The following is a 15,792-nucleotide window of genomic DNA, read 5'->3' as shown; positions in this document are numbered from 1 at the left end:
GCGCGGATTTGCCATGAGTGATTATGCTATGACGTCATTACTGACACGGAAAAAAATACCCCTCACCGTCATTCTATCTTTCCTCTGGGTGCATCCGGCTTTTTCCGCCACGGAATTTAATACCGACGTATTAGATATTGCCGATCGCAGCAAAGTGGATTTATCGCGTTTTTCCGATGCCGATTACGTCATGCCCGGTACCTATTTGCTGGATATCAAGATCAACCAAAAAAACCTGCCGCAGCGCAGCATCCAGTATTATCCGTCGCCGGACCAAAACAACCGTTCTCGCGTCTGTCTGCCGCCGGATCTGGTTGAAAAAATGGCGTTGAAAGAAGAAGTCGTCAAAAAAATCACCCTGTGGCACGACAACAGCTGCGCCGATATCAGCGGCATTAAAGGGGCCACGATTTCCGACCGCATCGGCAGCGGCGTGTTGGCGATTACCATCCCGCAGGCCTGGATGAAATATTCCGATCCGGACTGGACCCCACCGGAGCAATGGGACGACGGCATTCCCGGCCTGTTGCTGGACTACAGCATCAGCGGCCAGATCGGCAAACAGAGCCACAATCACAATACTGCACAAAACCTCAGCAGCTACGGGACCATGGGCGCTAACCTCAGCGCCTGGCGCCTGCGCGCCGATTATCAGGCCAACTACAACCAGCAGGCCGGTGAGCGTGACAGTAATTTCGACTGGAATCGCATCTACGCCTATCGCGCGCTGCCAATGCAGGCCGCCAAGCTGACTCTCGGTGAAATCTATCTTGATTCGGGGATATTCGACTCCTACCGCTTTACCGGCCTCAACCTGGCCAGCGACGAACGTATGCTGCCACCAAACCTGCAGGGTTATGCGCCGGAAGTCCGCGGCATCGCCAAAAGCAACGCCAAGATCACCGTGTCGCAGGAAGGCCGTACGCTGTATGAAACCACCGTGCCTGCCGGGCCGTTCGCCATCCAGGATCTCAACAGTTCGGTACGCGGCCGGCTGGATGTGAAGGTGGAAGAACAAGACGGCAGCGTTTCAACCTTCCAGGTAGATACCGCCACCATTCCTTACCTGACGCGCCCCGGCTATGTTCGCTACAACGTCGCCGTAGGTAAGCCCTCGGCTTACGATCACCGCACGCAGGGGCCGGTGTTCTCCACCGGCGATTTCTCCTGGGGGTTAACCAGCGCCTGGTCACTGTACGGCGGCGCACTGCTCAGCGGCGATTACAACGCTTGGGCGCTCGGCCTGGGCCGCGATCTGAACGTGTTTGGTGCCATGTCGGTTGACGTGACGCAATCCATCGCTCGCCTGCCCGGTGAACCCACCGCCAGCGGCCTGTCATTCAAGGTCAACTACGCCAAACGCTTCGATGAGATGAACAGCCAGATCACCTTTGCCGGCTACCGTTTCTCACAGCGCAAGTTCATGAACATGTCGCAGTACCTGCAAGAACGCTACAGCGACTACGACGAACGCTATGACGGCCGCCAGAAAGAGCTGTACACCATCACCGCCAGTAAAACCTTTATGGCAGAAGACAACGCCAAAGCGATCACCGCTTATCTGACCTATTCGCACCAAACCTACTGGGATGCCAGGGCACAGGATCGTTACGGGGTGTCCGCCAGTAAATTATTCAACGTCGGCAATGTCAGCAACATCACCGCATCGCTGTCGGCCTATCGCACCACCTATCACGGCCGTACCGATGACAGCACGATGGTGAATTTCAGCGTACCTATTGGCGATCGTCGGCAACTGGGCTATTCGCTGCAAACCAGCAACAGCGACGTAACGCAGACCGCGTCTTATAACGACTACAGCGATCCGAACAACACCTGGCAGCTCAGCGGCGGCTTTAATCAGTCCGGCAAATCGCTTACCAGTGGCTACTACAGCCATAACGCCTCGTTTGGCACACTCAATGCCAGTGCTTCTTACCAGCAGGACAGCTATTCGTCGATCGGCGGTACCTTCCGCAGCGGCGTTACCGCTACCCGACATGGCGTAGCCGCACACCAAAACTCCAGCAACGGCGGCAGCCGGATGATGCTGGATACCGACGGCATCGCCGAGGTACCGATCAACAACGGTCGCGCCTACAGCAACCGCTTCGGTCTGGCAGTGATCTCCGACATCACCAGCTACTACAACACCGACACCCGCATCGACGTCAATACCCTGGCGGACGACGTGGAGGCCACCCGGGCCGTAGTCCAGGGCACGCTGACCGAAGGTGCCATCGGCTACCGTCACTTTGAAGTGGTGAAAGGCAGCAAGCTGCTGGCCACCATCAAACTGGCTGACGGCAGTGAACCGCCGTTTGGTGCCATGGTGCTGAGCGAACGTGGCCGTGAAGTGGCGGTAGTGAACGACGGTGGCTCGGTCTACCTGACCGGCGTGCAGCCGCAAGAGCAGCTGGACGTCGCCTGGGAAGGCCAACGCCAGTGCCGCATTGTCATACCGACTGCCGCCAAGCCGCTGGACCAGCTATTGCTGCCCTGCACCAAACTGTAATCCGTAACACAGAGAATTAATGATGATGAACAACTTCCCGTTAGTAAAAATGGCCGCGCTGGGCCTGGTATTGACCGCTGCAGCCCCTGTTGCCAATGCGGCGATATCGCTGGATCGCACCCGTGCCGTCTACCTCAGCGACGCGAAATCGATCAGTCTGAATATCGTCAACGAAAACAAGGAACTGCCTTTCCTGGCGCAGTCCTGGCTGGAAAACGAGCAGCACCAGAAAATCACCTCGCCGTTGGTCGTGTTGCCGCCATTGCAAAGGGTTGAAGCCAATGAACGCAGCGTGGTGCGCATCACCAAGACGCCGGAGGCTGACCGCTTGCCGCAGGATCGCGAATCAGTGTTCTATTTCAATCTGCGAGAGATCCCGCCGAAAAGCAGCAAAACCAATGTGATGCAGTTGGCACTGCAAACCCAGATCAAACTGTTTTATCGGCCGAAGGCCATCGTCGCGCCGAAAGGCGAAGTGTGGCAGGAGAAACTGGTGTTCCGCAAAAACGACGGCGGCTTCACCATTGAGAACCCTACGCCGTTTTACATCACCCTGACCGGCATGACCCGCCAGACCGAGAAACAAGGCGGCGGCGCACTCGGTGACTTTAAAGCGGTGATGCTGAAACCGAAGTCCAGTGAATCCGTCAAGCTGCGCGACAACGGGCTCAACAGCTTTGTCGTCAGCTATATCAATGACTACGGCGGCCACCCGGAGCTGCGCTTCGTCTGCAATGGCAGCGTCTGTAATGTCGTACCCGATGCGAAAAAATAAGGAGATAGCACATGGCTGAATTCACCGGCGGCCGTCTGCGGCCACTGTTGCTCGGCGCGTTGCTGCTCACCGGCAGTGCGACGGCGGCAACGCCATTGGGTGTGATCCAAGGCACCACCGGCACCGTCAGTTTTCATGGTGGCCTGCTCAGTTCCCCCTGCAGTCTGACGCCGGACAGCCAGGATCAGGCGATTGATTTGGGTGATGTCAACGCAAGTGATTTCCAAAATGCCGGCGATCAAAGCGCGCCGGTGCGTTTTCGTCTCTCCTTTCGCAACTGCCTGCTGGGAGCCAAAGCATTGGCAGATAACCCGGCAGGCCCCCGCAATGGCGACGCCGGACAGCTTTATCTGAAGGGCGAACAGGCCGTTACTCTGGTGTTTCTCGGCGACAGCGATGTCAACAACCCGGATCTGCTGAAGCTTAACGGCGGTGTGCAGGGCGTCGGCCTGCGGTTGAAAGATCAACAAGGCCGCGCACTGTCGCTTAACCAGCAGAGTCGCCCCTACATTCTGCAGCCCGGCAGCAATACGCTGTGGTTCAGCGCTCAAGTCGAGTCCACACAGAAATATCCTCTGGCAAATCAATTCAACGGAGTGGTGCATGTTCAATTGGTCTATTTATAAACGCCTGCTGCTGTTGAGCAGTCTGACGATGCCGTTCAGCGTACAAGCTCTGGAATGTCATCTGGATAGCGCCAATGGCATTACAGAAGAAAGCGAAGATATCGGTCAGTTAAAGATCCCGGCGACTCTGCCGATCGGCGAACGGCTTTGGACCTCGCAGCCGATGAGCCGCAACGTAGTCTGCTGGGGCTACTCCAACGTGCCGCAAGGGGAATGGGTTTATTTCTATCCGAACCCGGATAAAAAACTGTTCGCCCCGGGCATTTCCATGGGCGTCATTTATAACGGCACTGACCTGGGCTTGATCACCACCGCTGCCCAAACAGACATGTTCCGCAAACCCAATCAAAAGGAAATGGGTCACGTCAACTATCAAGTCTATCTGCAAAAAACCGGAGACATCACGCAGGGGGGGTCCAGCCAGATTTCGATCTTTCAACTGGATGGGGTCAAGGGCCTCAATAATAAACCGGGGAAAAACTACCGATTTACCCTGACCGGACTGGACAAGATCCAGGTGATCCAGTGTTCCGCATCGGTAGAGCTCACCACACCGGAAGGCGTCAATTTTGGTGAGGTCCCGAGCTGGAAACCCAATGCCGGCACGGTAGCAAGTAAAGATTTTACCGTATTGATCCGTAAAAATGGCTGCAGCGACAAGTTCTCACTGAACGCTAACTTTATGGTGAAAAGCGGTTCGTTAGTCGATGCCACGGGCCTGGATATGGATAACGGCTCGGCATTGCGCATTTACGACAACACCAACCCCAAGTGGATAAAATACAACCAATTCGACAGTTTTGCCGATATGACTAACCGCGATCAGGTGCAGAAATCTTATACCGCATCGTTGCAGGCAACCGCCGAAGGAAAGGAGGGCGACTTTCAAAAAACCCTTATTTTGTTGATTAACTACATTTAATGGCGGCTGAAATGAAAAAATACGCTGTTATTACCACCTTGTGCAGCATCAGTTATTTATTTTCCTGCACCGCGGCGGCAGAAAATAAAGAAATCGATTTTTTCGGCACCGTGGTAAGCCGCCCCTGCAATATTGAACCGCAATCGGCCGATCAGGTGGTGGAAATGGACACGGTGATCGTCAAAACGCTGTACCGCTACGGCCATAGCAACCCGGTGCCCTTCAACATCAAGCTGACCGACTGTAAAACGACGGTGTTCAAATCCGTCAACGTGACCTTCAGCGGCACCGAAGACGGCGAATTGCCGGGCAAGCTGGCGATTAATAACGGCACCAACGGCGCCGCCATCGCCCTGTTTGACAGCAAAGGGGCCGATATTGACTTGAACCAGGCCACCAGCGCGGTGGCATTGCAGGACGGCGCCAATATTCTGAATTTCACCGCCTATGTGCAGGGTCACCCCAGCGCAATACAGAATAAAACCATAACCGAGGGTGAATTCAGCTCGGTGGCCAATTTCGTGCTGGCCTACCAATAAGCCCGGCGTCTGCAGGAACAAGTGATGATGTCCAAATCCAAAGCGGCCTGGCTATTCGGGCTGGCGGCGTTTTATTGCCTGATCGCCATGCATATTTACTGGCCCAATCGCGGCGGCAGCGGTTTTTATCTGCCGTGGAATCTGGTCGGTGGAATTTTTATCGCCCTGACTATCCTCGGCGCGATGCTGTTCAGTCGACCGCCGTTGGCGGTTTCCGGCTTTTTTAACCGGCTGGCACTGGGTGGCCTGATTTTATTTTTGCCGCTGTTGTGGGCGCAACAACCCTGGCTGAGTGAAGCCTTACCGCGCCTGATCGGGCTGGCACTCGGCGTAATGGCCTACTTCGCGTTGCTGCAGATCCCACTCGACCGCTCACGGCGGCGCAGGCTGCTGACATTGCTGCTGGCGGCGACGGTGATCGAGGCCCTGTTCGGTCTGGTGCAATACAGCCTGCTGCAACCGGGCAACTGGATCGGCTATAACAGCCTGAAAAACCGCCCCTATGGCATCTTTCAGCAATGGAACCTGATGGCCAGCTTTATGGCCACCGGCCTGGCGCTGGCGCTGTATCTGCTGAGTAACCGTCGCCCCTTGTCGCGCAGCCTGCAAGGGTTGAGCACCAGCATACTGGTGCTGGCACCGCTGTTGCTGGTGGTGATTGCCTCGCGCGTCGGCCTGCTGGCCGCCCTGCTGCTGTCGCCGCTGCAACTGTGGATGCTGTACCGTATTAATCGCCGCCGTGCCGCCGCCGCCTTGTTGCTGCTGATTGCCGGGGTTGGCTCCGGCCTGCTGCTGGTGCTGATCAACGGCGCGACGCGGGCGATCACCGTGGCGGAGCCGATTTTCTACCGGTTGGCTTACTGGCAAGAAGCGCTACGCATGATCGCCGAGCGCCCGTGGTTTGGCTGGGGTTACGGTCATTTTCAACACGATTTTCTGCATCATTTCTACACCACCCACAGCAGCGGGATGGAAAGCGTTGCGATCAGCCACCCGCATAACGAAATTTTGCTGTGGGGCATCGAAGGCGGGCTGCTCAGCCTGAGCGGCATCGCTATCGTCTGCTGGGGGTTATGGCGTTTGCTGCAACGCACCCGGGCGTTGCCACTGCGCCCCGCTCCCTGGCTGGCAGCGCTGCCGATCCTGCTGCACATGATGGTGGAGTACCCACTTTATCTTTCCGCCGCCCATGCCGTGCTGCTGCTGGTGATCCTGCGTTCTGGCGACGTACGCCGCCGTTTGCGATTACCCCACCGCCCACAGCAAACCCTGCGCCTGCTGACCGGCATCACCGCTGTACTGATGCTGCCCTATCTGCTTAACGGCCTGCACAGCGCGCTGATCATTACCGCGGTGGAAAAAACCGGCCTGCGGCAGTTTGGCCCCATGAGCCAGGTGCTGGCGCCAACGCCCTGGCAGGTGCGATATGACTACGATGTCCAGTTGCAGCGGCTGCTGCAATATCCGCAAACCCGCGATGCCACCACCCTGTGGAGTTACCGGCAATGGGCCGAAAACGAAATCCTTGTGCGGCCGGACGCCAATATCTATATCAACCTGATAGCGGTCAGTCGCCTACTGCAACAACCCCAGCGGGCCGCCGATCTGCAGCGTCAGGCACATCGACTGTTTCCGCACGATATGCGCTTTGAGGAGTAATCATGCTTAATATTCGGTTCACCCTGCTGGGCAGCGATAACTTTTATCAATTCGGCTTACGGCTGCTACTGGAAGAGTATCTGCAAGACCTGAACAGCAGCAGCCGTAGATATCCGATCGATCTGCAGAATCTGGATCCGATCGAAATCGTGTTCCGCACCCTGGAAGATACCTGTGGCTGTGCCCGCTGCTATCAAAGCCCGCACCAGACGCCGCGCCACCGGCAAATGACCGTGCTGGTTCTCGATGAACGTGACATCCGTTATTCACACGCCCATCCGGCGCTGTTCAGCATTAACCGCCGCGATGCCACCGCCATGATCCGCAACAAGTTGCAAATGGCACTGGAGCATTTTTGCCAACAGCCCTGGGTGGCGCTGCACGCCAGCGACATCTGGAAATGTCGGCAGTGCCGCATCGCCGCCCTGAGCAGTTGCGAAAAGAAAGTGCTGAAACTGATGAGCACCGGTATGTCCGCCTGCACCATCGCCGGCATGTTAGACCGCAGCCAGAAGACCATCAGCGCCCATAAGCGCTCGGCGATGCGCAAGCTGAACGTAAACAAAAACACCGAGCTAAACAAAATGCTGTTGAATCAGATGGGGTTGAATTAAAACCGGCAGGGATCAACCCACCGCCAGTTTCTTTTGCAGGAAGATCTCCGCCAGCATGCAGCGTGCACCACCGCCGCCGAGATCTTCAATAATGTCGATCGGCCCCAGTGCCAGTCGGGCATAACCGCTAATCAACCCCTGCTGCTGCGGGGTGAAACTGGCCCAGGCGCGGGTCGACATGGCGTAAACCGGGCTGCCGTCTTCGGCGCGCAGTTCCAATACGTTGCAGGCGAACGCCTCCATCTGAGCGAAGCTGACGTCAATAAGGGTTTTTCCGCTGCGTTCCAGCGTGGCGATCAGCGCGCTTTTTTGCGCCTCATTACACAGGCTTTCAAGACAAATAATGGCGAACTGAGCGCCGACGCTCATCATCACATTGGTGTGATAGATCGGTTGATTATTACGATCCACCGCGTCAAACCAGACAATCTTATAGCCGGAGTGGCATTCAAATTCGTGGCCAACCTCCGGCGAACTGCGGGAAGACAGGCAGCAGTAAGCCAGCTTGTGCTGGTGATCCAGGATCAGTGAGCCGGTGCCTTCCAGAAAGCGTCCGGCCAATTCGTGGGTGGAAAGATCGATTCGTCGTTCAATCACAAAATCATTGGCGAGCTGCGCGATAATATCCTGGCGGCGTTCCCGTCGTCGGTTGAGCGCTTCCATCGGAAAGGTGAACAGGCTGCCGTCACCCAACAGAGCAATCCAGTTATTGGGAAATAAGGCGTCCGGCGTTTCCTGCCCGCTAATCTCATCAATCACCCTGACATCGACCCCGGCTTGCTGTAATGCAGCGACGTAGCCGTTAAAGGCAACCAATGCCTCTGCCATGTGATTTTCATTTTTCTGCGTAATCTTCTGGAAAAAATTACTGAGCAGGGTTTCCTGATTGGCGGCAAAGCCAGACGGCCTGATCATAAAAACGGATTGGGTGGTTTGCATGATATTTCTCACCGGGTTCAGGATTTTCCAAGGGCTGGCACGACACCATTATGGATAATCAACTTGAAGCCAAACAGTGTGAAAAATGACTAAATTGCTCTATATTTTTACAAATCGATACTTAACAGTGACACTTTGACAGCATGAATGATACCGATCGCCAGATCCTCGCGCTGCTGCGCGAAAACGCGCGTACCTCCGTCACCGAGATCGCCGGCAAGGTGCGAGTCTCGCGCGCAACGGTACAAAAAAGAATTGAGGCGCTGGAAGCACAGGGGATCATCACCGGCTACACCATCCGTATAAAACCGGGCGTGGAACATAACCGCATCCGTGCCTGGATGTCTGTGGCGGTAGAAGGCACCAAGGCGCAAAGCGTGTTGCAACAGCTGCGCGGTGAGCCTTCGGTCTTCACCCTGCACACCACCAACGGCAAATGGGACATTCTGGTGGAGATCCGTACCGACAGCCTGGAGAACTTCGATAAAATTTTGGGCCGCATCCGGCGCATCGCCGGTATTTCCAGTACCGAGACCAGCATCCTGCTGTCGACGCACAAGGCTTAGCGGCTCACGGGAGGTTTGACTACCCCAAATTTTAAACAGGCAATACCGCAGATGAAGGTAGGGCTAAAACGAAGCGGTAAGTGATGGCTGTTATTTAAACTCTTTATCATTACACCAATAGTATAAAGCGAAGATGCTCATCCACAGGGTATAAAACCCTACAAAAGAAAGAGCTGCGACGATAACGTCAATCAGCTGTCCACAAGGCTGGACAATCTGCAATGATGACTTATTGATAAACCATAGATTAAAACAACTGGCAGCCGCAGCTAGCGGCCTACAGGATTTTCTGCTTTCCATGCCACTCTCCTTTTACGAGTTAAATTAAAAATAAACGGTAATTGATAGCGGTTACTTAAATTCTTCCCCCTTATACCAAAAGTACAAAGCAAATACATTCATCGACAAGGTATAAAACCCGACAAAAGAAATAATCGCAACAATGATATCAAAGACATCTCCACAAAACTGGGCAATCTGCAATGATGATTGATTGACAATCCACATATTAAAGGAACAAGAGCCTACAGCTGATGGCATCCAGGATTTTCGACTTGCCATGTTATCCCCTCTTTGCGAATTTTTATTAGATGCTCGGGTAAATACTACCCGAACATTACTTACAATTACCAATGGCACTGGCCATTTACGCTGTTTGGATTGGCATCGCCCCCAAAAGCGCCCCGCCCCCTATCACCATTATCGGTACGGCCCCCGCCATTATTTCCTCGGCCAACGGCTATCTGATCTAATAAATTGCAATCAATAGTTTTCATTAACGGTTCATTTTATTAGTATCGTTTAATTGACCTACACCTTTTAACTCTATTTATTGTTAACCTGTAAAAATCTCAAAAGCAAGCCGATACCAATAAAATAAAAACGCGTAGTTCACATATTTTCAACGCTACATATAAATACATATAATAATTTAATCATTAAACAATGATTCATTAATGCAGCGATGGGAATAAGGGGGGGTGTTTTTTTAGCTTTATCACGTGCAAATACTTTTCACTTACCGATTCATTTAAATCTTATAACTGATATATAACGCACGCGGCCACTGCCGGGGAAGGCAGTGGCCGCATCAATTTAATGCTAGTGAAAATTCACATACTTAAATTACATGGTTACCCGCGGTGATACCGCCGTCAACAAGCAGGGTTTGCCCGGTCACAAACCGGCTACCTTCGCCGGCCAGCATATCGGCCCAGGCGACAATGTCGGATATTTTACCCAGTTTGCGTAATGGGTGCAGGTTCGCCAACGCGCGGAAGGCCTCTTTATCCATCAGTTCATCGTACAGCGGGGTTTCGATCACGCCCGGTGCAATGGTGTTAACCCGGATATTGTCTTTGGCAAACTCGATCGCCAAATGGCGGGTCAGCGTGTGCATACCCCCTTTGGCCACCTGTGAGGCGGAGCTTGGCGTCGCTTCAAGCGGGTGCTCTACCCACATTGAACCGATATTAATGATAGAACCGCCGCCTTGCTTGATCATGGTAGGGATCACCGCCTGTGACGCAAAGTAAGGTCCTTTTACGCCACTGGCGTAATAACGATCCAAATTCTCTTCGGTCTCATCAAGGAAAGGCTTGGGAACAAAGATACCCGCATTATTGATCAGCACATCTATCGTACCGAATTTTTCCATCGCCACCCGGGCCATATTATCACTGGTGGTTTTCAGACTAATATCTCCGGGCGCCAATGCAATGCGATCTTTATCGGCAGGGTGTTCAGCCAGAAACTTTTCTAGTTTCGACGCGGTCCGACCGTTAATCACAACATTGGCGCCCTTAGCCAGAAAGTGCTCTGCCATCGCTTTCCCCAGGCCTGAGGATGCACCGGTGATCAATACTGTTTTTTTAGCAAACATACTATTTCCTTACTTATCAAATATCATCAGGACTACTCTGCTGGGGATAACTACCTGACCGCTGAAGCAGTAATACTGAAAAATTACAGGCCGCTGACCAACCAGCGGCCCTGATTAACGCCGAGCCTTGCGAGAAACTCGCAAGGCAGATATCGCAGTTACACGCGTTGTGGCGCAACCTGAGGTTGGGCAAAAGGAGGCGACATAGGGTAAGCCGAAGGCTCGCCATGTAAGTGCCGCGACAGTGGTAACCACATCGTCAGGATCGGCGTAGTGCGATCAAATACTTTTTGCACATTAAGCTCTAATGGCAACAGGGGTTCCGCTGATGGAAGTAACGCCAGACGATCTATTGAGCGTGTCGCAACGTTACTCGGCTGGTCGCCATCAACCTTGCTGGCAACGCTCAGGATGGCGATTTGTTTCTCATCCGGCTGGTACATCAACCACACCGCCGCCAGCCCCTGCTTTTCGGCCTGCTTGCGCAGGGTCGGCCAGATGCGGGTCAGCAACTGCTCTGGGTTATCGCCATTGAATGTCCAGCGCTCGAAGCGGTTCACATGGTGAGTGGTCGCTAATGGGGTAAAGTCATGGGCGCCGATCACCTTCCAGATATGGCGATCTACCGGGCCAAAAATATCGCGGTCCCAGAATTTAACCCCCGGTTCAAACTCCAGCTCTTCACTGGTAAAACGGGCGTAATCGCTCACATTTTCCCAGGTATCAAACAAATATCGGCCACCATTAATTTGCGCGCCCGTGGCGGCATGGAAACCCAGCGGCGAATATTTACGGTTCATGCCAGGACGAATATCCATGCTGCGTCGTTCTATTTCCATTTGATCAACCAGCACCTGATTCGGAATATCGCCAACTAATTCAAAATCGGAAGTCATTGCTGCTTTGGCAAGGATCTCGCCAGTTTCATAACCTAAAATAGTCATTCGTTATCTCCTTAAAATATCCAGTACTGCTTGAGAGGAAGCTACTGTACTTCCCCCCTGCGGAATGATAAATAAGGTAAAGAACACAGGGCTTATTACATGGAGTAACAGATTGCAGCGAAAATTCGACGATCTTCAATTGGGCACGCTCGAGCTATTTTGCCTGGTCGCTGAGGTGGGCAGTTTTTCAGCGGCGGCCGTATCGTCAGGCATTACGCCAGCGGCGGTCAGTCGTTCGATCGCCCGGCTGGAAGATCGCCTGGGTGTCCGGCTGTTTGTCCGTTCCACTCGCCATATTCACCTGACCGATGCAGGCAAAGGCTTTGCTGAACAATGCCGGGAGGCGATAGCATTAATCGACAATGCAGAACGGCAGATACAAGGCCAGCAGTTGGAGCCCGCAGGGTTACTACGCATCAGTATCCCCACGCCTTACGCTCACTTTCGACTGTTGCCGGTCCTGGCGGCCTTTAGCCAACGCTACCCTAAAATTCAGTTGGCACTGAACCTTAACAACTACAACGTTGACCTTACGGATGGCGGATACGATCTGGCGATCCGCGGTTATCACCCCGCTGACTCAAACCTGATTGCCCGTAAGCTGGAAGATGCCGAGTTGGTGGTGGTTGCCTCTGCCGATTATCTGGCGCGGGCCGGTGAACCCAAGCAACCGGAAGATCTGGCCCAACATAACTGCATTCAGTTTGAGCTGCCCAGCACCGGCAAAAGCGCCCCCTGGACGCTTAAGCACAATAATAAATTGATCGATGTCGCCACTCGCGGCAATGCCAGCTGCAATGGGGATTTTTTGGGCGGGCTGACGCTGGCAAAACATGGCATGGGGGTATTTCAGACTTACCGTTTTACCGTAGAAGAGCTGCTGGCGAGCGGCCAACTGGTGGAGATCCTGACGGAATATGGCGGAGCCACGCGGCCCTTTATTATGGTCTACCCGCACCAGCGGCATAAGTCGCTGGCGCTGCGCAGCCTGATGGATTTTTTAGTGGCGACGCTGCAACCGGCTTCAGCCTAATCATGCTCCACCGGTTTGCTTAATGCCCGTCAGCCTTTATGCTCCATAGCCGGCAAGATAACCTTCGTGCATGGCCGCCAGGCCATTGCGCACCTGCTTAGCATCGCCAATGACCTGGGTTAAAATCCCCGCCTCATTCAGCGGGGTTTCCAGTTTGTTGACCGAACGGGAGCCTGCTGCCACCACTACGGTATCAACATCATCCAGCCTGATCTGTTTACCGTTTTTCTCAATGGCGACATAATCATCGCCAATACCGACCACTTTTGCCGATTTGATCACATCCATACGGTAATGGCGAATAGCCTCTTTAAGGCCTATTTTAGTTTCTCGCTCCAGGCCCGGAAGGATCTCATTGCGCATCTCCACAATGGTAATAGAACTGCCGCAAAAGGCCATGTACTCGGCAGTTTCTACCCCCACAGAGCCACCGCCGATCACCACGACATTCTCACCAAACGGCGCATCCTGCGTTAATATCTTGTTAGCCTGCACAACACTTTGACGTTCAATCCCGCTAACAGGCGGTAAAATCGGTTGGCTGCCGGTGGCAATAATCACCTTATCCGGGGCTAACGCCACAATCTCTTCCACCTCAGGGGCTGAGTTAAGCTTTATGGTTATATTCAGGCGTTTCATTTCGCTGATTTGCCATTTAACCAGCGACACCAACTCGCCTTTAGATAAAGGTAAACTGGCGATTAACCAGGTTCCCCCCAGTCGGTCTGATTTTTCATACAGGGTAACGTCGTGCCCTTTTCGCGCGGCCGTAATAGCGGCTTCACAACCGGCAATGCCGCCGCCGATAATTACGATGTTCTTCTTATCGACGGCTTTAGTCAGATCCAGCTGATATTCACGATTGATTTCTGGATTGACCATACAACGACAGATTTCCCCACGGACATTGTTACCAATACAGCCCTGATTACAGCCAATGCAGTGGCGGATTTCATCCCAGCGGCCTGTCAATACCTTATTGGGCAGATCGGGATCCGCAAGAGAGGCGCGTGCCATACCGACAAAATCGCTCTTCCCTGATAACAGGGTAGTTTCAGCCAGGTCGGCATCATTAATCCGCCCGGTGGTGATCACCGGGATACTGACTATTTTTTTGATTTCCTCGGCAATATCGACGAAAGGAGCATTCCCCACCTGGAAAGGTTCAACAATATTGTTTGAGACGGTGACAATGCCCTGAGAGCAATTGATGGCATCGATACCCAGTTCTTCCATCCTTTTGACGATCACCCGGGTTTCTGCGATTGATAGCCCACCGGGGACAAACTCCTTGGTGGATAACCTGACCAATACCGGAAAATCCTCCCCAACCTTAGCCCTGACGTCCTTAACAATCTCTTCCAGAAACCGCATGCGATCTCTCAAACTCCCGCCATACTCATCAGTTCGATGATTGGTGTATTTAGACAAAAAGTTTGAAATAAGGAAGCCATGCGCAGCATAAATTTCTACTGCGTCAAAATTGGCCTTTTTAAGGTTTCTGGCCGTATCACCAAATTGAGAAACGATTTTTTTGATTTCCGGGATGGTCATCTCTCTCGGTTTAAACTCACCATAAACGTCTTTCAGCGCTGAGGAACTGACGGCATTTTCTCTTGGGTGCCCATGATAAATTTCTCTGCCTGCATGGGATATTTGCGCCGCAATCTTTGCACCGGCTTGATGTACACGCCGTGTCAATTCCGTATGGTTTTTTATCAGATCGTCGTTCCAAATCCCCAGTGCCCGGGGGAAATAACCGACGTGTGGTGCTATGGCATAATACTCCGTGATGATCATCGCCCATCCACCCTGGGCTTTACGCGCTAAATAGGCCATCAGTTGCTCAGTGGCATAACCTTCATCGGTGGCCGTCAGGGTTGAAATAGAGGTTACAATCATCCGGTTTGCTAACCTGAGATTGCCAATCTTGCCAGGTGTAAATAATTTGATAAACATAATATGTCTTCTTAATTTAATTATTCCTGGCGCCATTTAACCCTAAATAGTTAGTTTTATTTTTGATTATGCGTGCCTGTTTTCCAATATGTTATTTTTGGTTTGTTTTGTTAACGGCCGGAGGGAATATTGGGATTTGAAAGAAAAAACTCATGGGGTTCTTTATGATTATTGCTATTTATTATGAATATTGCGCGTTATTTAAAACATAACGCGCAATATGTGATTTTGTTAAATTATCAGGCTGACTTTACTGTTATCGCGCCAAACACCATCATCGCGTAAAATCCGTCCCAATACTCTTCGAAATACGTTATTTTTCCATGGTGGACTTCTACAAACGCATGTATGTCCTGATGATAGGGTTTATTATCAGGAACCGTAATTGCATCCCCGGTGTATTCGAAAAGAAACTTTTTAGATCCACTCAGTGAGTAACAACCCCAATCACTCAAGGGATTAATCTTGTAATCGCGTAACGCAGACTGCAAGCCCTTGGCATATTTTAAAATCGCTGACCTACCTTCAACTCTTTTAGGAAATCCAAATTCTTCACCTGGCGCAAAAGGAAACTCAATAACAGCATCCTCAGCAAACAAGTCGATGATCTTTTCCGGATTATTGGCAAAGTTATCCAACATCTTTTTCATCAGCTCAGCGGCATGTTTTAACTCGTTATGGTGCATGATTCGTTTCCTCATTATTGCGAATTAAGTTCATCTAAATCCTCTTGAGTCAGGGATGTCCCTTCACCGCAAGAAAACTCCGACAAATACGACCACCTACACAGCAGATAAATTATAGTTTAAAAAAACGCTG

Annotated in this window: 16 protein-coding genes; 9 read left to right on the top strand and 7 right to left on the bottom strand. The window is 52.5% G+C overall.

What is annotated here, in order from left to right; all coding sequences use genetic code 11:
• Window positions 1-13: 13 nt before the first annotated feature.
• Genes BEI65_RS11570 through BEI65_RS11540 form a run of 7 tightly spaced genes read left to right on the top strand, consistent with a single transcriptional unit; the run spans window position 14 to window position 7,650 of the window.
• The gene (locus BEI65_RS11570; protein ID WP_157765446.1) at window positions 14-2,515 is read left to right on the top strand and encodes a fimbria/pilus outer membrane usher protein; all 2,502 of its coding nucleotides are present in this window, start codon (window positions 14-16) and stop codon (window positions 2,513-2,515) included.
• A gap of 19 nt (window positions 2,516-2,534) precedes the next feature.
• Window positions 2,535-3,290: a molecular chaperone gene (locus tag BEI65_RS11565; protein ID WP_099063460.1), complete on the top strand. Its 756-nt coding sequence runs from the start codon at window positions 2,535-2,537 to the stop codon at window positions 3,288-3,290.
• Between the two features lie 11 nt (window positions 3,291-3,301).
• On the top strand, window positions 3,302-3,916 hold the full coding sequence (locus BEI65_RS11560) for a fimbrial protein (RefSeq protein ID WP_099063459.1): 615 nt from the start codon (window positions 3,302-3,304) through the stop codon (window positions 3,914-3,916).
• Window positions 3,894-4,838 (top strand): fimbrial protein, encoded by a 945-nt coding sequence (locus tag BEI65_RS11555; protein ID WP_099063458.1) that lies wholly within the window; start codon window positions 3,894-3,896, stop codon window positions 4,836-4,838. Before BEI65_RS11560 ends, BEI65_RS11555 begins: the two co-directional genes overlap by 23 nt.
• An 11-nt stretch (window positions 4,839-4,849) precedes the next feature.
• Window positions 4,850-5,377 (top strand): fimbrial protein, encoded by a 528-nt coding sequence (locus tag BEI65_RS11550; RefSeq protein ID WP_099063457.1) that lies wholly within the window; start codon window positions 4,850-4,852, stop codon window positions 5,375-5,377.
• A 24-nt stretch (window positions 5,378-5,401) separates the two neighbouring features.
• A complete protein-coding gene (locus BEI65_RS11545; RefSeq protein ID WP_099063456.1) occupies window positions 5,402-7,036 on the top strand; it encodes a PglL family O-oligosaccharyltransferase in 1,635 nt (544 codons plus the stop codon).
• A gap of 2 nt (window positions 7,037-7,038) precedes the next feature.
• The gene (locus tag BEI65_RS11540) at window positions 7,039-7,650 is read left to right on the top strand and encodes a LuxR family transcriptional regulator (protein ID WP_099063455.1); all 612 of its coding nucleotides are present in this window, start codon (window positions 7,039-7,041) and stop codon (window positions 7,648-7,650) included.
• Between the two features lie 12 nt (window positions 7,651-7,662).
• Here BEI65_RS11540 and ctlX read toward each other — a convergent pair whose 3' ends face one another.
• Complete coding sequence (ctlX, locus tag BEI65_RS11535) at window positions 7,663-8,589, bottom strand: citrulline utilization hydrolase CtlX (RefSeq protein ID WP_099063454.1); 927 nt, start codon at window positions 8,587-8,589, stop codon at window positions 7,663-7,665.
• Between the two features lie 143 nt (window positions 8,590-8,732).
• Between ctlX and BEI65_RS11530 the strand changes: the two genes are divergently transcribed.
• Complete coding sequence (locus BEI65_RS11530) at window positions 8,733-9,155, top strand: Lrp/AsnC family transcriptional regulator (RefSeq protein WP_099063453.1); 423 nt, start codon at window positions 8,733-8,735, stop codon at window positions 9,153-9,155.
• A gap of 90 nt (window positions 9,156-9,245) precedes the next feature.
• Here the strand turns inward: BEI65_RS11530 and BEI65_RS11525 are convergent, their stop codons facing one another.
• The 4 genes from BEI65_RS11525 to BEI65_RS11510 all read right to left on the bottom strand — a co-directional run bounded on the left by BEI65_RS11525 (window position 9,246) and on the right by BEI65_RS11510 (window position 11,981).
• Window positions 9,246-9,455: a hypothetical protein gene (locus BEI65_RS11525; protein WP_099063452.1), complete on the bottom strand. Its 210-nt coding sequence runs from the start codon at window positions 9,453-9,455 to the stop codon at window positions 9,246-9,248.
• Between the two features lie 51 nt (window positions 9,456-9,506).
• Window positions 9,507-9,716, bottom strand: a complete 210-nt coding sequence (locus BEI65_RS11520; protein WP_099063451.1) for a hypothetical protein — start codon at window positions 9,714-9,716, stop codon at window positions 9,507-9,509.
• A gap of 559 nt (window positions 9,717-10,275) precedes the next feature.
• Window positions 10,276-11,037 (bottom strand): SDR family NAD(P)-dependent oxidoreductase, encoded by a 762-nt coding sequence (locus tag BEI65_RS11515; RefSeq protein WP_099063450.1) that lies wholly within the window; start codon window positions 11,035-11,037, stop codon window positions 10,276-10,278.
• A 158-nt stretch (window positions 11,038-11,195) separates the two neighbouring features.
• Window positions 11,196-11,981, bottom strand: a complete 786-nt coding sequence (locus BEI65_RS11510) for a hypothetical protein (RefSeq protein WP_099063449.1) — start codon at window positions 11,979-11,981, stop codon at window positions 11,196-11,198.
• A 112-nt stretch (window positions 11,982-12,093) separates the two neighbouring features.
• On the opposite strand from BEI65_RS11510, the gene BEI65_RS11505 reads away from it, so the two are divergent.
• A complete protein-coding gene (locus tag BEI65_RS11505) occupies window positions 12,094-13,014 on the top strand; it encodes a LysR family transcriptional regulator (protein WP_099063448.1) in 921 nt (306 codons plus the stop codon).
• A gap of 36 nt (window positions 13,015-13,050) precedes the next feature.
• On the opposite strand, the gene BEI65_RS11500 is transcribed toward BEI65_RS11505, so the two are convergent.
• Complete coding sequence (locus tag BEI65_RS11500) at window positions 13,051-14,973, bottom strand: FAD-dependent oxidoreductase (protein ID WP_198404433.1); 1,923 nt, start codon at window positions 14,971-14,973, stop codon at window positions 13,051-13,053.
• A 239-nt stretch (window positions 14,974-15,212) separates the two neighbouring features.
• The gene (locus BEI65_RS11495; RefSeq protein WP_099063446.1) at window positions 15,213-15,659 is read right to left on the bottom strand and encodes a nuclear transport factor 2 family protein; all 447 of its coding nucleotides are present in this window, start codon (window positions 15,657-15,659) and stop codon (window positions 15,213-15,215) included.
• Window positions 15,660-15,792 lie beyond the last annotated feature (133 nt).

This window comes from Serratia sp. BW106 (assembly GCF_002607755.1).
In the GTDB taxonomy this organism is placed as follows: Bacteria; Pseudomonadota; Gammaproteobacteria; order Enterobacterales; family Enterobacteriaceae; genus Serratia; species Serratia proteamaculans.
The sequence above is the reverse complement of the archived record's forward strand: the minus strand, read 5'-3'. Positions and strand labels throughout refer to the sequence as shown.